This is a genomic window from Gardnerella sp. DNF01141 (assembly GCF_049244255.1).
GTDB lineage: Bacteria > Actinomycetota > Actinomycetes > Actinomycetales > Bifidobacteriaceae > Bifidobacterium > Bifidobacterium vaginale_E.
Genome location: NZ_CP058391.1, coordinates 1,436,703 through 1,459,051, shown reverse-complemented (window position 1 = coordinate 1,459,051; position 22,349 = coordinate 1,436,703). Strand labels below are relative to the sequence as shown.

Genomic DNA, 22,349 nt, shown 5'->3' with positions numbered 1-22,349 from the left:
GCTAACTTCACGCCTTACGGCTCTTTGGATCCAACGCATCCTTTACAGCGTCACCCATCATAATGAAGGTAAGAACTGTAATAGCAAGCGCAAATGACGGATAGAACAATACTTCTGGACTATTATTGAAGTACCTGCTGTAAGTAGCAATATCTCCACCCCAGCTCACTGTAGTAGTTGGCAAACCAATACCTAGGAAGCTAAGTGTTGCTTCCAACACGATGTAGGAGCCGAGAGAAGTTGTGCCAACAACAATGATTGGAGCCAAAGAGTTTGGGATAATATGCCTAAAGAGATTTCGTATAGGCCTAGATCCTAAAGCTGTAGAAGCTGTGTTAAATTCTAGATTCTTTGATTCCATAACAGCACTTCTAGCTATTCGAGCAACACTAACCCAACCGAATAGAACCATAACTAGAATTATCTTCCACATTGATTTTGTGGTTCTAAACATTTGGAGAACAACTATAGCGCCAAGAAGCATAGGCAAAGCCAAGAAGATGTCGGTAATGCGGCTAAGAACAGCATCAACCCAACCTCCGAAGAAGCCTGCAATAGCACCAATTAAAGAACCAACTAAAACAACCAAAGCTGTAGCAATTATGCCGATTGTTACAGAAGTGCGAGTTCCGTATATTACACGAGCGTAAATATCGCATCCCTGCTTATCGAATCCAAGAGGATGACCAGAAGACCTTGGCATCAAAGAGTTATTAAGTACACAATACATAGGATCTTGCTTAACAAGCAATCCTGGGAATAATGCAATAAATAAAATTGCAATAATCAATATTGCGGAAATAATAAACAAAGGATTTCGTCTCAAAGTACGCCAAGCATCAGCCCACATGCTCGTAGCAGGAGCAGACTCGTCAACGGAATCAACTTCTTGTAACGGAGTTTCATCCAAGGAAGCAACGTAACGTTCCTGTCCTGGAAGAGCAATATCTGCAGCAGTCAAATTTTCCTCAACTTTTTCTTGCATAATTATGCTTCTCCTTACGCGTAACGAATTCGCGGATCAAGAGCCGCGTACAAGATATCAACAAGTAAATTACTGACTACGAAAATCAGCATAAGCAAGGTAACTACAGAAACTACCAGGTTGCTTTCACCCTTCAAAATACCTTGATAAGTAAGGAAGCCAATACCATGAATATTAAATATTGTTTCTGTAATCATAGCGCCGCCCATCAATGCACCCAAATCCTGGCCCAAGAAAGTAACTACAGGAATAAGCGAATTGCGCAAAATATGACGAATAATTACCGAGCTTTCTTTTAAACCCTTCGCACGAGCTGTACGAACATAGTCGAGCGCAATATTTGACGAAACTTCAGACCTTGTAAGTCGAATTACATATGCCATAGATACAGATCCAAGAACCATTGCAGGAGTAAGCATATCTAAGAATCCAGGATCATTACTTACATTAGGAGGAAGAATATGCCACTTAATACCAAGCAAATACTGCATAGCATAACCAGTTACGAAGGTTGGCACGGAAATAAGAAGCAGAGAAACAATAAGAATTACGCTATCGTACCATTTGCCTTTTTTAAGACCAGAAATAATACCAAAAGTTACACCAAACAGAGCTTCAAATGCAAACGCCATAACAGCAAGCTGAATGGTTACAGGGAATGCACGACCAATCTCATCAATAACAGGCTGACCCGCAAAGGTTTGGCCAAAGTCAAGAGTAAGCGCATTCTTTAAGAACAGTAAATATTGAATAATAAATGGTTTATCTAAATTATAATTAGCTCGAATTTGTGCTGCGACAGCAGGATTAACTGGTTTATCGCCAAACATTGCAGTTACCGGATCACCCGGCAAAGCAAATACTAAAGCATAAACCAATAATGTTGTGCCGAGAACAACAGGAATCATCTGCAAAATTCGACGCAGAATGTACTTACCCATCGGATTCTCCTTGAATTGTTAACAATTACTCGCAAAAACAACAAAGTGCCACTCCAGTTAAAGAAATTTTTGGATTACTTCCTTCATTCCTTAAACTGGAGTAGCAATTTCGCTATACGCGGTATTAAATTATTGATAGGTGATATCAGAATTAAGTATTTTTCTGAATATCATGAAATTAATTTATATAAACTCCATATGAAGATTTAAATCTTACTTATGAAGCTGGTAATAAAGTGGCATGTTCTGCCAATCCATTACGAATCCCTTCAAATTGTGATTCATAACAGCCTTAGCATTCATGTAGAGCAGTGGTACAGATGGAAGATCTTCAAGAAGGGTTTCGCCAGCTTGATGATAAAGCTTAGTTGCTTCGCTTGCGTCAGAAGATGCAGTAGCCTTAGTAAGCAATTCATCAAACTTTGTATTCTTGTAATCACCATCATTAGAACCATTGCCATCAGCTGCAACAGAAGCGAACTGCTGAGTCAAGTAGTTTTCTGGGCTTGGGTAATCTGGCATCCATCCTGCACGCCATGCGCCCTTAATCTTACGCTTGGTGCATGCATCGCGGAACTCCTGGAAGGTTGGGATTGGCGTAGTTTCTGCCTTAACACCCAAATTGTTCTTCACATAGTTCACAACTGCATCGAACACAGACTTAGCAACAGCGTTATCAGCATTGTAGGTGAAGGTAAGAGGACCATCATACTTGGAAATAGCATCTGCCTTAGCCCACAATTCCTTAGCCTTCTTTGCATCGAACTTCAAATGCTCGCTACCCTTCAACTTAGGATCATAGCCTGGGGTCTTTGGAGAAGTGAAGTCGTTAGCAGGAGCAGCAGTCTTGTTCAGCACCTTTTCAGCAATTGCCTTACGATCGATAGACATGGAAACTGCTTGACGACGCAAGCGGCCTTCCTCAGTCTTAACATCGAAGTGTGGGAGGCTGGAAGCAATAGTGAATTGAAGAATTACAGAACCAGGCTTGTTGTAAGCAGTGATTGTGCTATCGCTCTGGAAGTTGCTGGTTTCAGTATCTGGAATGTTATCGGTCATATCGAGGTTGCCGGACTGTACGTCACGGTAAGCAGCATTACCATCGGTGTAAATCTTGAAGGTAACGCCATCATTCTGAGCCTTGCGAGGGCCTTCGTAAGCTGGGTTCTTCACAACTTCAATCTGCCTGTTGTGATCCCAAGACTTGAACAAGTATGGACCGGAGGAAACAGGCTTTTCACCATAAGCCTTTGGATCCTTGTAGAAGGATTCTGGAAGTGGAGCGAATGCCAAGTAGCCAACCTTAATTGGGAACACGGAATCTGGCTGCTTCAAATCAACGGTAAAGGTGTTCTTATCTACAACCTTCAAACCGGAAAGCTGTTCGTCGCCCTTTAAGCCATCCTTCTGCAATTCGTCATAACCCTTAATGGTCTGGAAGAAGGAAGCGCACTTCTGTGCATTCTTAGCGTTAGCAACAAAGCTCCAAGCCTTGGTGAAGCTTTCAGCGGTAACAGGAGTACCATCGCTGAACTTCTTGCCTTCCTTAAGCTTAACAGTGTACTGAGTTGCGTCTGCGTTTGGAGTCACGCTTTCAGCATCCTCGTTTACCGGATTGCCCTTTTCATCAAAAGTGATCAACGTTGAGTTGACCAACATAGCAGGACGTGCACCAGCGTTTTCGTTAATGTTGCCAGGCACCAATTCATTCTGTGGCTCAGTGTTATTTACGGTAATAATAACTTTTCCACCGTTTGTTTGCGCAGTCTTCGAAGCAGATGAGCCGCAACCACCAAGCAACATGGCCAGCGAGCAGGCCGCAGCAGCAAAAGCTAAAGCCTTATTCTTCATATTTATTCTCCTAACGTCTGGTAGGCAGGATGCTATATCAATACAAAAAGCCAAGTCATGAATAAAATAAATCCATCTAGTTTTATTGCCAGATGGATTTTTTTAGCCAATGACAAGGCCTCTTCGTTGATTAAAATTCAATAATACGTATTTTTGCAAACAATGCAAGAGAATAAGTAAATTGTAAAATTTATTGTTTATATATAAAAATTACTGATTAAAACACCATTTTTTCGCGTAAAAACCAAAAAAATTACTATTTTATCAATAAATTTTACTGTTTTTTACTAATTTAGATATATTACATATATGTAAATTATGTAATATATTATGTAAAGGCTTTGTTAATTAGCGAAAAGTTATGTATTTATTATACAGATAATTAAGCACGCGGAAAAGCTTGTAAATAGCGCTGTTTCAACGCTTCTATAGATACATGCGTATAGCGTTGAGTAGTGTTAAGCGAAGAATGACCCAACAATTCTTGCACTTCGCGCAAATCTGCTCCACCGTTAAGCATGTGTGTAGCCGCACTGTGGCGCAAAGAGTGCGGAGAAATATCCGGCACATGCGCACTTTTAGCCGCATCATGAACTACTTGTCTTACTAATCGCTGATCAATGCGCTTCCCACGAGCGCCAAGAAATATTGCAGTTTGTGCAGAATCTTTCAATAAAATTTTTCGCCCGCTCTCTGAAAGCCATTCAGACAAAGCTTTTGCGGCCGGAATCCCAAAAGGAACAACGCGCTGCTTATTTCCCTTACCTGTAACTTTTATAGTATGCGATGAAAAATTAATATCTTGAATGTTCAAGCCAGTAAGCTCACCAACGCGAATGCCGGTGGCATATAAAAGCTCAATAATTGCAGCATTGCGAAGTTCAACAGCTTTCTGATTTTTATTACACGAAGATGAATCATTAGCTTTAGAATCAATATTATTCATTAGCGCTTCTGCCTGAGACTCATCTAAAACAGATGGAAGAACATTCTTAATTTTTGGAGTCATCAAAATTTCTGCAGGATCACTATTTATAAACCCAACATGCTGGCACCATGCGAAAAATCCGCGCACCGCAACAACTTTTCTAGCCAAGCTTGAACGAGCATGATTTCTAGAAGCGTCTGCCATCCAAGAGCGCAAATCATCCGTAGTAAGATCTGAAATATTTTTAAAACCATGACGATTACACCATGATAAGCACTGTTTAATATCAATTGTGTAAGCTCGATTCGTGCGCTCCCCCAAGCCCTTATTCGCGCTCACATACGTAATGTAATCATCTACTAAACTCGCATATTGGGCAGGAAAATTTACGAAACTATTGGAAGCCACTCGCTTATTTTCCATGCTTAATCACCCTTGCGTAACTTTATAAACGTTTGCCATACGCGTCAGCCACATGCATAATACAACAAGGAGCATGTTATGGAAACACGTATAAAAAACTTGACTACACTACCACAGCGAATACCTGCAGGCACGCGCATAGTAGTAAGAACATACAAAATTATAGAAGAAAATAACGATGGAGTGCAAAAAATCGAGTATCATGATGCGATTGGGCACGTACTCGAGTGGGATGGAGAAACGCTTCACTTACTTCGAGATCCTGCAGCAAACGGCACTAGAGCTGCCGAAGAAATGTTCATTGATGCCAGAACAATTGCACGCTTAAAGCCAATTCCGGAACGCAAATTCCAAAAGCCGCTTAAAATATAGACATTAAAACTCGCGCAACAGCAAGCAAGGAACTCACATTATAAGTTGTTTAGCGAACTATTTGCACGCAATAGTAGTTGCGAAGATTCGTTGGTATTAAATCCGCAGATTTCAACAATAGATTCACCTAAGCGCGCTGAATCCAGCAAATCTTTCTGCCAATTGCTGCTGGAAACATACTTCCACAATCTAATATTTGCATCATCTATTTGATTCGTATCATCGCTTTGATTCGTATCATCGCTTTGATTCGTATTAGTTTTAGACGATTTGCGCTGCTGATATTTATATTCTCGCCACGATTGAGCTTTAGCAAAAAACTCTTGCTCATCATCGTCAGCAAGTTGCTCATCTTTATCCAACATATTTGCAGCAAAAGTTAGCTCAGAAATTACAGAACGCAATAATTTCGCAGTATTATGACGATTTTCGCTTACCATTGCGCGCGTGCGTTGAGGATCCGTAAGAGCAACGCGCGTCATATCTCGCCAAGAGCCTGCAGATAATTGCAAAGCAATAGCGCGGTTAGACTGTTCACATAATACGTTTGCAAGAGCTGTTGCAACAACGTGAGGCATGTGAGAAATAAGAGCTGCAGACTTATCGTGCGTTTCATCGTCTAAAACTATTGCACGATTCTTGCATAGCGAAACAATCATTCGTAAAACATTGCTAACTCGCCAAAACTCAGTGTTGTTATCAACAGTTAAAGCCCACAAAGCACCATTTAAAAGCTCAGCACTAGAAGCTTTCCAACCAGTAAATTCACTACCCGCCATAGGATGCGCACCAACGTAACAATCCTGCAAACCTGCCGCAGCAACTTGCTCACGAACTAAAGCTTTTACACTACCAACATCGCTAATAGTTGTACGAGATTTGTCAACATAAGGTGCGATTTCCTGCAAAATACTTGGCATAGAAGATAGAGAATTGCACAAAATTAGGACGTTTGGGCGAAGCTTAGCTAAATCTTGCACATTTTCTACGCAGTCAATTCCTAAATTTTCAGCTTCTTCGTATGGATTATGATGACGATTCCACGCATAAACGCTACATTCAGGCAATTTTGCAAGTCTTTTTGCAAGAGATCCACCAATAAGACCAAGACCTACAATACCAACAGAAAAATTTTGAGAAAATTCAGCGTTCTCTACCATAATAATTCTCTTTCTGCCTGCATTACGTTCAAATTGCGCAAAGAATCAACCGAAGGATCAACACACACTCCGCCATTAGGAAGCATCCAATCGTTCATCACGGGATTATTGCGCTTCTCAGAAGGATACACTGCTAAGACTCGAACCCAATCTCCATGCTCAAGAACCTCTTGAATCATATCTTTACACATAGAATCCCAAGGGGCAGAATCAACTGTTGCAATAAAACTGTATAAACCATCCTGCCCTTTAATCGGTCTAGACATAAAAGAAGTCATATTAAGACCATGATCACGAACAACGTCAAGCAAATTTGCTAGCACGCCAGCGCCTGTGCAACGCGGAATAAAAGCAATAATTGATGAAAATGATGAAAAGTTTTCACGCTGAATATTAACAAAATCTAAAACCTCATCTCGAGGAGCTAATACTAAAAACTCAGTGCGCGCACCGGAAAAATCTTCAACACCTTCGCTCACAATCCGCCTATTGTATAAATCTGCACAAATTCTAGGGCATAAAGCAACTTCGCCAGGAACTAAATCTCTACAGGCAGCAGCGTTTGAAGACGCAGTTTTTTCTTGCAACCCGCGCTCTTGAACAAACTTACGGCATTGCGCCAGCGCGTGAGGGTGAGCAACAATAGTCGAACAGTTATCAATTGAATCTGACTTGCAAATAACAGCATCAAAACTAATATCAACGCCTACGCGAGCAATGCCAACCATATTTTTTGCATCGATTAGTAAATCTAAATTAGGTATTACAACGCCTTCAATATTGTTTTCCCACGCAATAACACCCCAATGGTTATGCTCTTCAATTTCACTAGCAATGCTAAGAACATTTTCGCAAGCAGTTGGAATAAGTTGCAAATTATCAAATGATTGTAACTGCTGTTGAACTTTTAAAGCAGCTTGATGAGTAAAAGAACCTTCCGGCCCTAAATAACATAATTTACGAGCACTATTACTGTTCTTATTACTATCCATGACTATTTCCTTAAAGACCACTGTAAAAAATACTGTCAAAACTATTGTAAAGACTACTGTAAATTCTTTACTTATTTAACACTATTCAACAACAAACCAACGCTGAGGCATACAAAGCAAAATTGCGTGAGCAATAAGAATGCCATAAAGCCAAAAATACCCAACGTATTTCACACACCAAGGCATAGGAATAGTAAATCCTACAGGAACAAGAATTGCACTACCAATAAAACCAAGCGCTAGAATCCATACAACAGAAGAAAAAACTACTGCGTGAATAAATAATCCCCACCATCCACTACGAGCTCTGGAACACCAAGCAGAAAGCGCAAGTAATATTATGGCAACAACAAAACCATATGGCAAATTATCCATTGCTCCAGCACGATGCACAAAAGTTCCAATTAGCGCACATATTGCAGAAGAAACACACGTGGTCGCATACCTACCCCATAAAGGTAAGCGATGCGACCACGGTTTTGCTGTCATAATAAATCAGCCTTAATTTACAAATAGTATTTTCGAGAATGCATCACGCAGCATTATTATTTTGACGACGCTGCTTAGCACGCCACTTATACCATTCGTCACGGCTCAAAATAATCTTGCGAACACGAATTGCTTCAGGTGTAACTTCCACACACTCGTCTTCGTTAGCAAAATCAAGAGACTCTTCCAAACTCATCTTAATTGGCGGAGTTAAAGTTTCGAGAACATCAGCGGTTGAAGAACGCATGTTAGTCATATGCTTAGCAAGCGTAATGTTTACATCCAACTCGTCTGGCTTGTTGTTAATACCAACGATTTGACCTTCGTAAACTGGGCTTTGCGGATCCACAAAGAAGATGCCGCGAGCTTGCAAACGCTGCATAGCATAAGGAGTTGCAACACCCTTACGATCGCAAACCATTGAACCGTTCTGGCGAGTAACAATCTGACCAGCCCATGGAGCATAACCGGCGGAAATAGAGCTTGCAATACCAGTTCCGCGAGTAGCAGAAAGAAGAGCCGTGCGGAAACCAATAAGACCACGAGAAGGAACAGTAAACTGCAAACGAACCCAACCAGAACCGTGGTTGCTCATAGAATCCATGCGGCCTTTACGATCAGCCATAAGCTGTGTAACAGTACCCATGTATTCTTCTGGAACGTCAATAGTTGTACTTTCCATAGGCTCGTTAATTTGACCATCAATAGTCTTAGTAACAACCTGAGGACGGCCAACCGTAAGCTCGTAGCCTTCGCGACGCATCTGCTCAGCCAACACAGCCAACGCAAGCTCGCCACGACCCTGAACTTCCCAAGCATCTGGACGCTCAGTTGGAATAACCTTAATAGAAACGTTACCAATAAGCTCGCGGTCCAAACGATCCTTAATCATACGAGCAGTAAGCTTATGATCTTTTCCTTCAGTACCAGCAAGAGGAGAATCATTTACGCCGAAAGTCATAGAAATCGCAGGATCGTCAACATGAATTAACGGAAGAGGCTTTGGATTGTTCTGATCAACAATCGTTTCGCCAATCATAATGTCGTTAACGCCAGCAACAGCCACAATATCGCCAGGACCTGCAGAAGCTACAGGAGTACGCTCCAAACCTTGAGTACGAAGAAGCTCAGAAACACGGAAGTTTTCAATAGAGCCGTCGACTCGAGAAAGACCGTAAGTTTTGCCCTTTTCCAAAACGCCGTTATAAATACGAACCAAGCCTAAGCGTCCAAGGAAGTCGGAGGAATCAATGTTTGCAACATGAGCTTGAAGAGGAGCACCCTCTTCGTATTGCGGAGCTGGAATGTTGGAAATAATAGAATCAAACAGTGGTTCCAAATTGTCATTATCTGGCAAACCACCATTTTCTGGCTGATTTGCAGAAGCGTAACCGGCTTTAGCAGCGCAATAAATTACCGGCAAATCAAGCAAAGCGTCGAGATCAAGATCAATACCTTCCTCAACAACGTCCTGAGCCAAACCAAGAAGCAAATCTGTTGATTCGCCAACAACTTCTTCAATGCGAGCATCCGGACGATCCACCTTATTCACGCACAAAATCACAGGAAGCTTAGCTTCCAAAGCTTTGCGAAGCACAAAACGAGTCTGCGGAAGTGGACCTTCAGAAGCATCAACAAGCAGAACAACACCGTCAACCATAGAAATACCGCGCTCAACCTCACCACCAAAATCAGCGTGGCCAGGGGTATCAATCACGTTAATAGTAATGCCTTCTGGGTGACCATATTTTTCAGCCAACGGGCCGGTGTACTGCACAGCAGTGTTCTTAGCAAGAATAGTAATGCCCTTTTCGCGTTCCAAATCATTGGAATCCATAACGCGATCTGGAACTTCTTCACGCTCAGAAAATACGTGAGACTGTTGAAGCATGGCGTTTACCAGAGTGGTCTTACCGTGGTCGACGTGCGCCACAATTGCCACATTTCGAATATCACCGCGAACAGTCATCACAAACCTCTTCCATTCTTAGCGTTTAAGTAATTATTTACGAGCAGCTATCTTAAGCATGAAGCTAATTAAATAGCCGCAATACGTTATTGGCAAAACCAAAATCGGCAGACTGCCAAACCTCGCCGATTTTACTCGCGAGCTAAGACAGTCTTACAAAAAGCGCGAGAAGTAAAAACAACTCGCGCAAATCAAGCCGTAAAAAACTTAAGCAACAACACCTTTAGCAATAAGCTCGCGCGCAACCTCACGATACTCTTTTGCAGTCTTGTGCTCAGGAGCAAAAATAGTGATAGGAACTGCAGCAACAGTAGAATCCGGCAATTTAATAGAGCGGGAAATCACGGAATGCAAAACTCGATCTTGGAAAGCTTCGTAAATGCGCTGTAAGACTTCTTCGCTATGCAAAGTGCGTGTATACATAGTAACTAGAACACCAAATACTTTAAGATCTGGATTAATTCGAGACTGCACTTTTTCAATAGATTGCATAAGGAGAGCAACACCTCGAAGTGCAAAGAACTCTGCAGCAAGCGGAATAATTACACCATCTGCTGCTGTTAGCGCGTTTACTGTAAGCAAACCTAGAGAAGGCTGGCAGTCTACGATAATAACGTCATACTCGTCTCTAACTTTACGCAATACGCCTGCGAGAATCTGTTCACGGCCAACTTCTGTAACCAACTGAACTTCTGCAGCAGATAAATCAATATTAGCCGGCATAATATCAATATTTTCGGTTTCAGTATGACGAATTACGTCGTGAACGTCTACTGACGAATCGAATAATGCTGTATAAACCGTGTTATCAAGCGCGTTAGCGTTAATTCCAAGACCAACAGTTGCAGCACCTTGCGGATCGAAATCAACAATTAAAACGCGACGACCATACTGGCTTAAAGCTCCAGCAATATTAATAGAGCTGGTTGTTTTACCGACTCCACCTTTTTGATTGCACATAGCAATAATTCGCGCAGGACCGTGAGAAGTAAGCGGTTGCGGCGCATGAAAAGTCTCGTATTCGCGTCCAAGTAAATCAGTAGGCATGTTCCCCACTTTATCAACAGGTATACTCACGAAACTCTGAGAATGAAATTATCTAGCACGAGGATGACTCATTACATACGCTTCAAATAAAGCATCTGGGCTAATATGCGTGTAAATTTGCGTAGTTGTTACAGAAGCGTGACCAAGAAGCTCTTGAACTGTGCGAACATCCGCACCACCTGCTATTAAATGCGTAGCAAGAGAATGACGTAAAGTATGTGGATGCAAGGGGCGTCCAAGTTTTGCGCGCTCCCCTGCATCAACAACCACAAACCATGCTGACTGTCGAGATAAAGCATTGCCGCGTTTATTTAAGAAAATAGTGTGCAATTCGCGCTTTCCTTTTGAAGATAATATTGGGCGAGATTTTTCAATATACTTGCAAATAGCTCTAACAGCGCAACCACCAATTGGAACTAGACGCTGTTTTGCGCCTTTTCCAGTAAGTTTTACAACGGAGTCTTCTAAATCAAGATCTTCAAATTTTACGCCTACTGCTTCTGAAATTCGCGCTCCTGTAGCGTACAAAAATTCGAGTAATGCTGCGTCTCTAAGAGAAATCGCGTCCTCGCTACCAAAATTTCCAGCAGCTTCAATAACACGATTTACTTCATCAACGCTTAGCACATCCGGCAAGTAATCCGCCTGCTTTGGCGCTTTTACTTGCGCTGAGGCGTCAGAGCTAATATCTCCATGAGCAAGCATAAAACGATGCCATTCGTGAATACTTGCAAGTCTTCTAGCAACAGTGCGAGATCCCAAACCTAATTTATGCAAAGTTCTAATATATGATTCAATATCTAACTGCGAAATAGCGGTAATATCTTTAATTTTTCGTTCACTATAAAGCCAAGATGCGTAATCTTGCAAATCTGAAGCGTATGCTGATACTGTTTTTTTAGAAAGACCACGCTCAATATCAATATGCGCAATAAAACGTTGAATATAAGATGCAAATTCTTCAGGAATATTATTTTTTCTATTGTCAGAATCAAGATTTGAGCGCATAAAAATAATTATAGCTAATAAGTAAATTTGTTGTTTTAAAAGAAAAAGCCCGCCTTAAAATGGACGGGCTTAAAATCAAACTCTATTAAAGCGAAATCAGGCTTCAACTGGAGCATTTACGTCAGCTGGCAATGCAGCCTTAGCAGCTTCGACAACAGCCTTGAATGCTTCAATATCGGAAACAGCGAGCTCAGCAAGAGCGCGACGATCCAATTCAATCCCTGCCAAGTGCAAGCCCTGAATGAAGCGATTGTAGGTGATGCCTTCAGCGCGAACTGCAGCGTTGATGCGCTGAATCCACAACTTGCGGAAATCACCCTTGCGAGCCTTGCGGTCGCGGAAGTTATAAGTAAATGAGTGGAGCAGCTGTTCCTTTGCCTTGCGGTAAAGACGGGAGCGCTGACCGCGGTAGCCAGAAGCCCTCTCAAGAACAACGCGACGCTTCTTGTGAGCGTTTACTGCGCGCTTTACTCGTGCCATAAGTATTCCTCAGCTTTCTTAAAAATTTATGATTGCGTATTCGTTTACAAGCAATTCTTACTTGTTACTTACTTAACGAGCAAGCCCTTAAGCTTCTTGCTCTGCGCAGTAGCCAATACTTTATCTTCGGAAAGAGCACGACGTTTACGAGCCGACTTGTGCTCCAAGTTGTGGCGCATGGCGCTACCATCGTGCATCACCTTACCGGTACCGGTAAGACGAACGCGCTTGGACGCTGCGGAATTAGTTTTCATCTTCGGCATTGCTGCCCTCCTTGTGATGTTGATCGGATTGCATAGCATTTACTGCAGCTGCAGCCTGTGCCTGCACTTCCTGCTTTGCCGCAAGACGTGCAGCCTGGCGAGCTTGACGCTCTGCACGAGATTCAGCGCCTCGACGACGCTGCTCAGACTGTGTATGAATCTTCTTGCCCTTTGGAGCGAGAGTCATAATAATATTGCGACCCTCTTGCTTCGGCGCAAACTCAACGGTGCCACTTTCAGAGACCTCATCCGCAAGTCGGCGTAACAGTTCAACGCCGCCAATTGGACGAGACTGTTCGCGGCCACGCAGCATAATAGTGACCTTTACCTTATCTCCACCGTTCAAGAAACGAAGTACATGACCCTTTTTAACGTCAAAATCATGATCATCAATCTTGAGGCGGAAACGAATTTCCTTAACCTCAGCAGTGGTCTGATTACGGCGCGCTTCACGAGCCTTCATCTTTTCGTTGTACTTGTACTTACCATAGTCAATAAGCTTGGCTACTGGAGGTTTAGCAGTAGGCGCTACCTCGACGAGATCGAGGTTAGCTTCCCTTGCAAGGTTTAACGCGACAGAGGTTGCGATAACTCCCACCTGCTCGCCTTTTGGACCAATAAGGCGCACCTGAGGGACTCGAATCTCCTCGTTAATGCGTGGTTCGTCGCTAATGATGACTCCAATCCTTCTAAATACTGGTAGAATGCAATACACCAAGAAGTCCATTAGTTTAAGGATTCAACACTTCATATCAATAAAACGCTGTATAACAGCGCAGCAAGCAGCACAAGAGACTAACTTGCGTGACCGAAGTCATGAACCCGAAACCACAGTAGGCTTCCAGGTGGGGACATCCCACTTTCTTGATTACTCAAGCCAAATGTTTAGTATACTACATGCCTTGACAAATAATCATTACGCAAATCGCTAATAGACTTACTTACGCAACTTGCACAGGATCAGGCTTCAATCCATCGTGATTAAAGTACACGTCATACCAGGTCAAGAAAGTGTAAACTGTCCAAATCTTGCGACGATCGTCAGTACGCTTAGCATAGTTGTTATCTATCATTTGAAGTAAAGCGTCACGATCGAAGAACTTTGCCGCATCGTCACTTTCAAAAGTTTTGCGCACAATCTTATAAAAGCGTTCTTCGCGCAACCAATCTTTAACTGGCACTGGGAAACCAAGCTTTTCACGGTCGTACCAGGCCTTAGGTAAATGACGTGCAGCCGCCTGGCGGAAAGCAAACTTCGTATTTTCATCAGTAATCAAATACTTAGTAGGAACCTGCTCTGCAACATCCATAAGCATACGGTCAAGTAAAGGCACACGAAGCTCCAAAGAGTGAGCCATTGTCATTTTATCTGCCTTAAGCAAAATATCTCCCGGCATCCACTGATGCATATCGAGATACTGCTTCTTCTTAACTTCCGAAAGACCCTTACCTAAAATTCTGTTATAAATAGCACCAACAATATCCATAACATGCGGACCTTTACGGTATTCAGGCTTCAAAAGTTTTACAGCATCTTCCTCATTGAAAACCTTTGACTGGCCAATAAAATGCTCCTCAGCTGGAGCCAAATTAGCGTACAAATGCCATGCTCCATGGAAATGCTTTCCTTTTGCTGCTCTACCAATTGCATAACGCAACTTTTTCGGCAACTTTGCGAGCATACGCGTCACAACTTTAATAAGCTTGGAACGCGTGTGAACACCATAATCAATGTATCCTGCAAATAATTCATCTGCGCCTTCGCCGCTTAACACAACACGCAAATCCTGAGAAGCTAGCTTCGCCAGGAAGAACAATGGAACGCAAGAGAAGTTAGAATCAGGCTCATCTAAATACCATTGAATCTGCGGGAAATAGCGGAATGCATCTTCAGCATCAATAATTTCAGATTTATTATTTAAGCCAATAATTTTCGCCAATTCTCCAGCCTGCTTGGACTCGTTATAACGTCCGCCAGCAAAACCAATTGAATACGTGTGCTCTGGGCGAGCAACAGCGGCAACATAGCTAGAATCTACACCTGAAGAAAGGAAGGAACCAACTTCAACATCTGCAATCTGATGAGCTTTAACAGAATCGCAAACAGTTTTATCGATTAAATCCACAAGCTCGTTCAAATGCTGCTTGCTTTCACGGAAATTAGGATCGTAATACTGTTCGATTTTCATCTCACCATTTTTATAAGTGAAACAATGTCCTTCAGGAAGCTTAAACACACCCTTAAAGAAAGTCTCACTAATTGCAGGATATTGGAAAGTCATAAAAGGCTTAAGAGCATTCTCGTTTAATTCCTTCTTAAAATCCGGATGACGAAGAAGAGATTTAATTTCGGAACCATACATAAAAGTGCCGTTCATATGCGCATAATAGAAAGGCTTAATACCAAAATGGTCGCGAGCGCCGAACAATTCTTGAGTTTGCTTATTCCAAATAACAAACGCAAACATTCCGCGCAAACGCTTAAGTAAATCCTTACCCCACTGTTCATAACCGTGTACTAATACTTCTGTATCGCAATCAGTGTGGAAAATGTGACCATCTTTAATAAGTTCTTCACGAAGTGGCTTGTAGTTATAAATCTCACCGTTGAATGTAACTGCAAGATTTCCGTCTTCGTTATACATTGGCTGAGAACCACCGTGAAGGTCAATAATGCTTAAACGACGAAATCCCAATGCTGCATGATTATCAATCATTGTGCCATACTCGTCAGGCCCACGGTGAGCAATTACATCCGTCATATCTTTAACAATTTGTTTTTTGACGTTAATTGGGGTGTCATTAATGAACCCAGCAATTCCGCACATTTATTTCTCCTCGTAAAGTGCACAACACAAGTCATATTATTTTCCGACAAATTATTTTCCTGCTACTAATGCAGAAAATCTATAATGTCTTAGAAAATCTAGTCTGATATGCAATGTTACATCAAGCGCTTTATGTTATTGAAGAATATCAAGCAAAAACATAACAAAATACTACTCAATACAGCGTTTGTAAACTATTGTTTGGAAGCATTAAATAGATACTAATAGAGCGTTATTATGATGATATGGAACCTTTGCAACGCTGCGTAGTACTAGCAGCAGGAGATTATTACGACAATACACGTGAGCATGTGCCGGATCGCGCACTAACCATTGCTGCAGATGGTGGATGGGATCATGCATGCGAATTAGGTTTGCATGTAGATGCCCTTATTGGAGATTTTGATTCTGTTCGCCTTAAGCTTCCTACCGACGCCATTATTACACGTTTGCCATCCGAAAAGGATGATCCAGATTTACTTTCCGCATTAAAAGTTGGATGGTCTAAAGGAGCTAGAGAATTCCATATTTTTGGCGGCTTAGGTGGACGCGTTGACCATACAATTTCCAATATTCAACTTATGGTTCGCTTAGCTCGTCGCGGCGGAATTGGCTTCTTATATGGCGACGGTCAAATAGTTACTGCTATTCACGATGGTTCACTTGATTTTCCAGCATCAAACGGAAGCAAATCTCGCATAGTTTCAGTGTTTTCGCACACTCCTGTTTCAAATGATGTAAACGAGACTGGTTTAAAATATCAGCTTGAGCATGCTGTTATGCACGGCGACGCTGTTCAAGGTTTAAGCAACGAATTATTAAACAACACACCGGCTCATATTGATGTTCATGAAGGAACGCTTATTGTAACCTTCCCAATTAACGCTCCTTTGCCGCAAGTTAGCTGGTTCAAAAGGCCTGTTGGAGATTTAGGCAAAGTTGACACTTCTATTTCTGAAGCATTAGCTGTTCCTCTGGAAAGTGAAGCAACTCCAACTGACTCAACTACTGCAGCTGCAGAGTCTATGACTTACAACGATTAGACCTTGAACTCTTTACACATTACGTGCACTGTTCTGCAACTTTTCGTACAGACCGCACACTAAAATGAACACCGTTAATTCAAATAACGATGACCACAATGCGTGAGTTTTCATCGCGAAAATAGCGCGACTTAAACGTTGCGCACGAGGTCTCACTCAAGGGAGAACCACATGACAGTCAAGATTGGTATTAACGGTTTCGGTCGCATCGGTCGTCTTGCATTCCGTCGTATTTTTGAGCTTCAAGCTCGCGGCGGTCAAGCCGGTGATATCGAAGTCGCAGCCATCAACGATCTGACCACTCCTTCTATGCTCGCCTACTTGCTTAAGTACGACAGCACCCACGGCACATTCCGCCACGATGACGGCACCCCAGTTGAGGTGACTTCTACCGAAGACGCAATCGTCGTAGATGGTAAGACTTATAAGGTATACGCCGAGAAGGATGCCAATAACATTCCATGGGTTAAGAATGATGGCGTTGAATTTGTTCTTGAATGCACCGGTTTCTATACTTCTGCAGAAAAGTCCCAGGCTCACTTGAACGCTGGCGCTAAGAAGGTTCTTATCTCCGCTCCTGCTAAGGATGAAACCACCCCAACAGTCGTATTCGGCGTAAACCATCAGATTTTGAAGGCCTCCGACAACATTGTTTCCGCTGGTTCTTGCACCACCAACTCCATGGCTGCCATGGTTAAGCTCTTGCAAGATAACTGGGGAATTAAGTCCGGCTTCATGACCACAATCCACGCTTACACCGGAACTCAGATGATTCTTGACGGCCCACGCGGCTCCAAGCCACGCAACAACCGTTCTGCAGCTTGCAACACCATTGAGCACTCCACCGGCGCTGCTAAGGCAATCGGCAAGGTTGTGCCAGAAGTTAACGGCAAGCTCCAGGGTCACGCACAGCGTATTCAGGTTCCAGATGGTTCCGTTACCGAGTTGACCACCGTTCTTGAAAAGCCAGCAACTGTTGAAGAAATCAACGAAGCCTTCAAGAAGGCTTTTGAGAACTGCGAGTACTTCGGTTACAATGCCGACAGCATCGTGTCTTCTGACATCATCGGCGACACCCACGGTGGCGTTTTCGATCCAACTCAGACCGATGTGAACACTGTTGACGGTGTAACTTTGGCTCGTACCGTTACCTTCTACGATAACGAGTGCGGCTTCACCGCTAACATGATTCGCACCCTTCTTTACTTCGCTGAAATCTCCGAGTGATTTCACTCAAGTAAAAATCAGAAATAATCTGATTTTGTAAGGTTTATTAAACCCCTTGTGCTGCTTTCTAGGCCCACAAGGGGTTTATTGTTTAAATTTACATTAAGTCAATAGTTGGTATAGCATATCATGTAACACAAAATTGCTACTAAGTCACGCAACATAAGGGGAAACGCAATGAGTAAAAAACATGCAGAAACAGGAAAAGCAACTCCTGCTATTGCGCAACTCGAAAACGCAGGAATCACCTTCCGCATAGCGCAATACGAGCATGATGCCGATCACATGGATGACGGCTATGGAATTGAAGCTGCTGAAAAACTCGGCGTAAGTGCCGCTCAAGTTTGTAAAACACTTATGGTTGACACTGGTGAAAAGCGAGTAGTTGGAATTGTTCCAGTAAATGGACGACTAAATATGAAAGCAATTGCTGCAGCGGTCGGCGCAAAGAAAGCTAGTATGACAAGCCCAGAAGTTGCACAACGTGAAAGCGGATACGTGGTTGGCGGAATCTCGCCATTTGGTCAGAAAACACATCATGAAACAGTTCTTGACACTAGCGTAATGCAGTTTGATGAGATTCTTGTTTCTGGAGGAAAGCGCGGACTTGACGTGGTGCTTAATCCTCAAGACATCGTAACATTGTTAAATGCAACCGTTGCAGATATTGCAGCATAAGTTTGCTGCAACTAGATTTAAGCATAAGCTAAGCGTGAGCTAGTATAACGTCTTGGCAACGTGCGATAATCCCTAAGGTTGTTAATTAATCGTTAAGGAGTACCATTATGGGTATGCGTGGCCGCAAGCGCAAGGCGCGTCGTAAAAAAGCAGCAAATCACGGCAAAAGGCCAAATGCTTAAGCTGTAATTTTTGCTTATAAATACTATAAAAGCCCGCTTCTACGCGGGCTTTTGTTTTGATTATCTGCATAAATCTGCAAGCTCGTGCTTTAACTGAGTTCTAGCACGATTAAGTCTGCTCATAACAGTACCAATTTTTATGCCTTCTTCTTTGGCAATCTGCTTATAAGATTTCCCATTAATAGCAGCCTCAACAAAAACTTTTCTGCGATCAGGAGGAAGAGTTCCTAAAGCTGCAATAATCTCCTTAGGAGCGAATCCTTCAAAATACTCTTGTTCCGCAGAAACCAGTCCATTTGGAGTATGATTAGAAGCTTCGTAAATATCCCAATCGTTATAATCGCCAGTTTTATCGTTTGCTCGCTTAGGCGCACGCTTTTCTTTTGCGTATTGGTTAAAATACAAATTGCGCTCAATCCTGTTAATCCAAGCTGAAAAATTTGTGCCAGGATGAAAAGTCGAGAAAGATTTTAGCGCACGCTCAAAAGTATCTTGTACTAAATCTTGAGCATCCTGCACATTATTGGTTAATCGCATAGCTTGATTGTATAAAGAATCAACACAAGTAGTAATAAGCTGCTCAAATTGCTCATATTTACGCTTAACAAGCGCGCACTTATTAGACTTACTCATAACTTAATAATACTTTTTACTTTGCACATAGATTTGCAAATATCTTTACGAATCGTTTGACGAATCGCTTTGTAGATTGTCCGCGCGCCATAACGAGCCATTGCGGTAATATTGTGACTATGCCAACAAATATTAAAGAATTGTTAGATGCTTTAAATGCAGCTCCATTTCAAGAGGAAAACACTCCACTTTCAAAATCGTGGCTGCTTGGTTTCGATACTGAAACAACCGGAGCAAATATTGGTAAAGACGCAATAGCTTCCGCAACCTTGGTTTTAAGAAATCCTTCTTTAGGTCACGAAGGCGATGCTGTTTCTACATGGTTAATTAACCCTCATCAGCCTATGAATCCTAAAGCAAGCGAAGTAAATGGTTTCACAGACGAATACCTTCAAGAACACGGCGGAGAACCTGTAGAAGAGCTTGAAGCACTGGCACAAGCAGTTAGCTTGGCTCAAGCAAAGAATATTCCATTGCTGGCTTATAACGCACCGTTTGATGTTGCTATGCTTCGTCATGATTTGAACCGTTGGCAGCTAAAATCTTTAAATCAGCGACCATCTTGCAGCATAAGCACTCTTACAGAAAACGATGTTCTTACCGTAGATCCGCTTGTTATTGATCGCGCTGTTTCTATAAGACCTGGAAAACGCACCTTAACTCTTACTTCCCAATTCTATGGCGTTGAACCAATTGGTGACTTCCACGATGCAACTGCAGATACTGTGGCAGCTCTTGATTTAGTTGCTCCTATGTGCAATGCGTATGAGCAAATTGGAAGCATGACATTAAGCAATCTAATGAGTTGGCAGAGAGAAGCATATATTCGTTGGAGAGATAGTTTTAACAAGTGGCTTGAATCTCACGGTCGCGAGCCAATTCGTGGAACTTGGCTTTAAACTTGTTGAAATAAACAATTTATAATCCAATTGCATTATTGCTTAAAAATATTTACTTATGTTTAGCGAAAAGAAAAATATGACTATGCACAACACGTTGTCACTAACAAGCGCAAGTAAACTTTTGCAACAATATGGATTGTTGCGCGAAATGATTCAGCATCACGAGTCACAAGATTCAGCTTCCAATAGAGAACAAGCCACAGACTCTACGCATTCTCGTAATGAAATATGGTCTTTAAATCCGTATTATTTTGCCAATTTTGATGCGGATGAGTGTTTTGCTCACGCAACTTACGATACTCGCGATATTAAGCCTGGAACTTTGCTTTTTATTAAAGGCAATTTTAAGCCTGAATATCTTTTAGACGCAGACAGCAAAGGTCTTAGCGCATACGTTGCTGAACAAAGTTACGCTGAGTACACAAATGCTGTTGGCTTAATTGTTACAGACGCGCGCAAAGCAATGAGCATACTTTCTGCAGAATTCTTTGGAAATCCTCAAGAAAAACTCACAGTTGTTGGAATTACTGGAACTAAAGGTAAAACAACTACCGCATACTTTACTCACGCTATTCTAAACGCACATTCTGGCTCAAAAGCAGCATTGTTCTCCTCCGTAGATAACTGCTTAGACGGTGTTAATTATGTTGAGTCAGATTTAACAACTCCTGAAAGTTTTGACGCTTTTAAAATGATGCGCGAAGCTGTAGATAACGGCATGAAATACCTTGTTATGGAAGTTTCTTCCCAAGCCTATAAGGTAAATCGCGTGTACGGGCTTAAGTTTGACGTTGCAGCTTTCTTAAATATTAGTCCGGATCATATTAGCCCTATTGAGCACCCAACTTTTGAAGATTACTTGTATTGCAAGCGTCAAATTATTGCAAATACTAAGCATCTGGTATTAAATGCGGATGCAGATCACGCAGATCTTTTAATGCAAGACGCTGAACGTAACAACGTGCATGTAACAACTTTTGCAAGAATCCAAAAAGATGAAATAGACAATAGCTCTTGCGAAATTAAAAATAGTGACGATTTAGAAGATAATCTCGTAGACTCTTGCACATCTGTTAACGACGACTATGCCGAGCTACTTACGCCTGATTACATTGCAATGCCTACAGGAAACAGTGAGTCGCATTGCATTGCTATTAGAGACACTGACGAAGATGGCAACTACGAAAATAGTGACTACGAAGAAGACGTGCACTACTGCCCTATATCCGAATTCGCATTGTCTATTGCAGGAGATTTTAATTACGAAAACGCTTTAGCAGCAATTGCTATTGCTGGAGAACTTTCAATTAATCAGGATACTGATTTAGCAGCACTGAAATCTATTGAAAATATTAAGATTCCTGGACGCATGGAAGTATTCAAAGACGCACAGTCTAACACAATTGCTGTTGTTGATTACGCGCATAATTATATTTCCACTAAAGCACTTCTTGATTTTGTTGATGAACGTTACGGTAAGGAAAACCCTAGAATTACACTAGTAACAGGATCTGCAGGTAATAAAGCTTACGATCGTCGTAAGGAAATCGTTCAAGCTGCTCAAAATCGTATTTACCAGTTTATTTTTACAACTGAAGACACAAATACAGAAGACGAAATGGATATTTGCAAAGATATGCGAGGCTACATAACTAACGAAAACGTTAAGTCGCATATTATTATAGACCGTCCAGATGCAGTGGAATACAGTGTTGACGACGCTCGAAAAAGCTTTAATCGCGAAGAAAAATTCAACGTTATTCTTTTGATTGGCAAAGGCGATGAGCGTTGGATTAAACACGAAAACAAGCATGTGCCTTACGAGGGTGATTCAGAAATCATAAAACGTCTTTTTACGCTTTAACATTAAGTATTGCAAAAACGTAAAAGTAAACGCTACGAATACATGCTACAAATAAACGAACCAATAAACCATAAAGAAGATATT

22 protein-coding genes are annotated in these 22,349 nt (G+C 42.0%); 7 read left to right on the top strand and 15 right to left on the bottom strand.

From position 1 onward, the window contains the following. Window positions 1-7: 7 nt before the first annotated feature. The 4 genes from HXT35_RS05695 to HXT35_RS05680 all read right to left on the bottom strand — a co-directional run bounded on the left by HXT35_RS05695 (window position 8) and on the right by HXT35_RS05680 (window position 5,128). Window positions 8-985: an ABC transporter permease gene (locus HXT35_RS05695; protein WP_421788010.1), complete on the bottom strand. Its 978-nt coding sequence runs from the start codon at window positions 983-985 to the stop codon at window positions 8-10. Between the two features lie 14 nt (window positions 986-999). Beyond that, window positions 1,000-1,926 carry an ABC transporter permease gene (locus HXT35_RS05690; RefSeq protein ID WP_308582983.1) on the bottom strand — a complete coding sequence of 309 codons (927 nt, stop codon included), beginning with the start codon at window positions 1,924-1,926 and terminating at the stop codon, window positions 1,000-1,002. 213 nt (window positions 1,927-2,139) lie between these two features. Continuing rightward, a complete protein-coding gene (locus HXT35_RS05685) occupies window positions 2,140-3,777 on the bottom strand; it encodes a peptide ABC transporter substrate-binding protein (RefSeq protein WP_421788007.1) in 1,638 nt (545 codons plus the stop codon). A 382-nt stretch (window positions 3,778-4,159) separates the two neighbouring features. Beyond that, window positions 4,160-5,128 carry a tyrosine recombinase XerC gene (locus tag HXT35_RS05680; protein WP_004128656.1) on the bottom strand — a complete coding sequence of 323 codons (969 nt, stop codon included), beginning with the start codon at window positions 5,126-5,128 and terminating at the stop codon, window positions 4,160-4,162. A gap of 78 nt (window positions 5,129-5,206) precedes the next feature. On the opposite strand from HXT35_RS05680, the gene HXT35_RS05675 reads away from it, so the two are divergent. Then, a complete protein-coding gene (locus HXT35_RS05675) occupies window positions 5,207-5,500 on the top strand; it encodes a DUF6725 family protein (protein WP_004128657.1) in 294 nt (97 codons plus the stop codon). A gap of 38 nt (window positions 5,501-5,538) precedes the next feature. Here HXT35_RS05675 and HXT35_RS05670 read toward each other — a convergent pair whose 3' ends face one another. The 10 genes from HXT35_RS05670 to asnB all read right to left on the bottom strand — a co-directional run bounded on the left by HXT35_RS05670 (window position 5,539) and on the right by asnB (window position 15,736). Further along, on the bottom strand, window positions 5,539-6,660 hold the full coding sequence (locus HXT35_RS05670) for a prephenate dehydrogenase (protein ID WP_421788005.1): 1,122 nt from the start codon (window positions 6,658-6,660) through the stop codon (window positions 5,539-5,541). Beyond that, on the bottom strand, window positions 6,654-7,652 hold the full coding sequence (locus HXT35_RS05665) for a prephenate dehydratase domain-containing protein (RefSeq protein WP_004128661.1): 999 nt from the start codon (window positions 7,650-7,652) through the stop codon (window positions 6,654-6,656). The genes HXT35_RS05670 and HXT35_RS05665 overlap by 7 nt, the downstream gene beginning before the upstream one ends. An 81-nt stretch (window positions 7,653-7,733) precedes the next feature. After that, window positions 7,734-8,141, bottom strand: a complete 408-nt coding sequence (locus HXT35_RS05660; RefSeq protein WP_004128663.1) for a hypothetical protein — start codon at window positions 8,139-8,141, stop codon at window positions 7,734-7,736. Between the two features lie 43 nt (window positions 8,142-8,184). Continuing rightward, window positions 8,185-10,110: a translational GTPase TypA gene (gene typA / locus HXT35_RS05655; RefSeq protein ID WP_004128664.1), complete on the bottom strand. Its 1,926-nt coding sequence runs from the start codon at window positions 10,108-10,110 to the stop codon at window positions 8,185-8,187. Window positions 10,111-10,317: 207 nt separating this feature from the next. After that, window positions 10,318-11,157, bottom strand: a complete 840-nt coding sequence (locus tag HXT35_RS05650) for a ParA family protein (protein WP_004128666.1) — start codon at window positions 11,155-11,157, stop codon at window positions 10,318-10,320. 48 nt (window positions 11,158-11,205) lie between these two features. Beyond that, window positions 11,206-12,165 carry a site-specific tyrosine recombinase gene (locus HXT35_RS05645; protein ID WP_004128668.1) on the bottom strand — a complete coding sequence of 320 codons (960 nt, stop codon included), beginning with the start codon at window positions 12,163-12,165 and terminating at the stop codon, window positions 11,206-11,208. A gap of 96 nt (window positions 12,166-12,261) precedes the next feature. Next, the gene (gene rplT / locus HXT35_RS05640; RefSeq protein WP_004105106.1) at window positions 12,262-12,645 is read right to left on the bottom strand and encodes a 50S ribosomal protein L20; all 384 of its coding nucleotides are present in this window, start codon (window positions 12,643-12,645) and stop codon (window positions 12,262-12,264) included. A gap of 68 nt (window positions 12,646-12,713) precedes the next feature. Further along, window positions 12,714-12,908: a 50S ribosomal protein L35 gene (rpmI, locus tag HXT35_RS05635; RefSeq protein WP_004128670.1), complete on the bottom strand. Its 195-nt coding sequence runs from the start codon at window positions 12,906-12,908 to the stop codon at window positions 12,714-12,716. Then, entirely contained in the window at window positions 12,889-13,635 is a 747-nt protein-coding gene (infC, locus tag HXT35_RS05630; RefSeq protein WP_080572232.1) for a translation initiation factor IF-3, read from the bottom strand. Before infC ends, rpmI begins: the two co-directional genes overlap by 20 nt. Before the next feature lie 214 nt (window positions 13,636-13,849). Then, entirely contained in the window at window positions 13,850-15,736 is a 1,887-nt protein-coding gene (gene asnB, locus HXT35_RS05625) for an asparagine synthase (glutamine-hydrolyzing) (protein ID WP_004128674.1), read from the bottom strand. 245 nt (window positions 15,737-15,981) lie between these two features. Here asnB and HXT35_RS05620 point away from each other — a divergent pair, with 245 nt between their 5' ends. The 4 genes from HXT35_RS05620 to HXT35_RS05605 all read left to right on the top strand — a co-directional run bounded on the left by HXT35_RS05620 (window position 15,982) and on the right by HXT35_RS05605 (window position 18,866). Then, window positions 15,982-16,779, top strand: a complete 798-nt coding sequence (locus HXT35_RS05620; RefSeq protein WP_004128676.1) for a thiamine diphosphokinase — start codon at window positions 15,982-15,984, stop codon at window positions 16,777-16,779. A 171-nt stretch (window positions 16,780-16,950) separates the two neighbouring features. Continuing rightward, window positions 16,951-18,006 (top strand): type I glyceraldehyde-3-phosphate dehydrogenase, encoded by a 1,056-nt coding sequence (gene gap / locus HXT35_RS05615; RefSeq protein WP_004128678.1) that lies wholly within the window; start codon window positions 16,951-16,953, stop codon window positions 18,004-18,006. A 177-nt stretch (window positions 18,007-18,183) separates the two neighbouring features. Beyond that, window positions 18,184-18,684 (top strand): Cys-tRNA(Pro) deacylase, encoded by a 501-nt coding sequence (gene ybaK / locus HXT35_RS05610; RefSeq protein ID WP_004128680.1) that lies wholly within the window; start codon window positions 18,184-18,186, stop codon window positions 18,682-18,684. Between the two features lie 107 nt (window positions 18,685-18,791). Beyond that, window positions 18,792-18,866, top strand: a complete 75-nt coding sequence (locus HXT35_RS05605; RefSeq protein WP_369803150.1) for a 50S ribosomal protein bL37 — start codon at window positions 18,792-18,794, stop codon at window positions 18,864-18,866. A 60-nt stretch (window positions 18,867-18,926) separates the two neighbouring features. Here the strand turns inward: HXT35_RS05605 and HXT35_RS05600 are convergent, their stop codons facing one another. After that, a complete protein-coding gene (locus HXT35_RS05600) occupies window positions 18,927-19,499 on the bottom strand; it encodes a sigma-70 family RNA polymerase sigma factor (RefSeq protein ID WP_004128682.1) in 573 nt (190 codons plus the stop codon). 119 nt (window positions 19,500-19,618) lie between these two features. On the opposite strand from HXT35_RS05600, the gene HXT35_RS05595 reads away from it, so the two are divergent. Beyond that, window positions 19,619-20,398 (top strand): exonuclease domain-containing protein, encoded by a 780-nt coding sequence (locus tag HXT35_RS05595; RefSeq protein ID WP_032843595.1) that lies wholly within the window; start codon window positions 19,619-19,621, stop codon window positions 20,396-20,398. Window positions 20,399-20,477: 79 nt separating this feature from the next. Beyond that, window positions 20,478-22,265: a UDP-N-acetylmuramoyl-L-alanyl-D-glutamate--2,6-diaminopimelate ligase gene (locus HXT35_RS05590; RefSeq protein WP_004128685.1), complete on the top strand. Its 1,788-nt coding sequence runs from the start codon at window positions 20,478-20,480 to the stop codon at window positions 22,263-22,265. The last annotated feature ends 84 nt before the right edge of the window (window positions 22,266-22,349 follow it).

Bases quoted from the DNA above. Each gene is read 5' to 3' on its own strand.
- HXT35_RS05695 (WP_421788010.1), bottom strand. From the start codon at position 985: ATGCAAGAAAAAGTTGAGGAAAATTTGACTGCTGCAGATATTGCTCTT.
- HXT35_RS05690 (WP_308582983.1), bottom strand. From the start codon at position 1,926: ATGGGTAAGTACATTCTGCGTCGAATTTTGCAGATGATTCCTGTTGTT.
- HXT35_RS05685 (WP_421788007.1), bottom strand. From the start codon at position 3,777: ATGAAGAATAAGGCTTTAGCTTTTGCTGCTGCGGCCTGCTCGCTGGCC.
- HXT35_RS05680 (WP_004128656.1), bottom strand. From the start codon at position 5,128: ATGGAAAATAAGCGAGTGGCTTCCAATAGTTTCGTAAATTTTCCTGCC.
- HXT35_RS05675 (WP_004128657.1), top strand. From the start codon at position 5,207: ATGGAAACACGTATAAAAAACTTGACTACACTACCACAGCGAATACCT.
- HXT35_RS05670 (WP_421788005.1), bottom strand. From the start codon at position 6,660: ATGGTAGAGAACGCTGAATTTTCTCAAAATTTTTCTGTTGGTATTGTA.
- HXT35_RS05665 (WP_004128661.1), bottom strand. From the start codon at position 7,652: ATGGATAGTAATAAGAACAGTAATAGTGCTCGTAAATTATGTTATTTA.
- HXT35_RS05660 (WP_004128663.1), bottom strand. From the start codon at position 8,141: ATGACAGCAAAACCGTGGTCGCATCGCTTACCTTTATGGGGTAGGTAT.
- typA (WP_004128664.1), bottom strand. From the start codon at position 10,110: ATGACTGTTCGCGGTGATATTCGAAATGTGGCAATTGTGGCGCACGTC.
- HXT35_RS05650 (WP_004128666.1), bottom strand. From the start codon at position 11,157: ATGCCTACTGATTTACTTGGACGCGAATACGAGACTTTTCATGCGCCG.
- HXT35_RS05645 (WP_004128668.1), bottom strand. From the start codon at position 12,165: ATGCGCTCAAATCTTGATTCTGACAATAGAAAAAATAATATTCCTGAA.
- rplT (WP_004105106.1), bottom strand. From the start codon at position 12,645: ATGGCACGAGTAAAGCGCGCAGTAAACGCTCACAAGAAGCGTCGCGTT.
- rpmI (WP_004128670.1), bottom strand. From the start codon at position 12,908: ATGCCGAAGATGAAAACTAATTCCGCAGCGTCCAAGCGCGTTCGTCTT.
- infC (WP_080572232.1), bottom strand. From the start codon at position 13,635: ATGGACTTCTTGGTGTATTGCATTCTACCAGTATTTAGAAGGATTGGA.
- asnB (WP_004128674.1), bottom strand. From the start codon at position 15,736: ATGTGCGGAATTGCTGGGTTCATTAATGACACCCCAATTAACGTCAAA.
- HXT35_RS05620 (WP_004128676.1), top strand. From the start codon at position 15,982: ATGGAACCTTTGCAACGCTGCGTAGTACTAGCAGCAGGAGATTATTAC.
- gap (WP_004128678.1), top strand. From the start codon at position 16,951: ATGACAGTCAAGATTGGTATTAACGGTTTCGGTCGCATCGGTCGTCTT.
- ybaK (WP_004128680.1), top strand. From the start codon at position 18,184: ATGAGTAAAAAACATGCAGAAACAGGAAAAGCAACTCCTGCTATTGCG.
- HXT35_RS05600 (WP_004128682.1), bottom strand. From the start codon at position 19,499: ATGAGTAAGTCTAATAAGTGCGCGCTTGTTAAGCGTAAATATGAGCAA.
- HXT35_RS05595 (WP_032843595.1), top strand. From the start codon at position 19,619: ATGCCAACAAATATTAAAGAATTGTTAGATGCTTTAAATGCAGCTCCA.
- HXT35_RS05590 (WP_004128685.1), top strand. From the start codon at position 20,478: ATGACTATGCACAACACGTTGTCACTAACAAGCGCAAGTAAACTTTTG.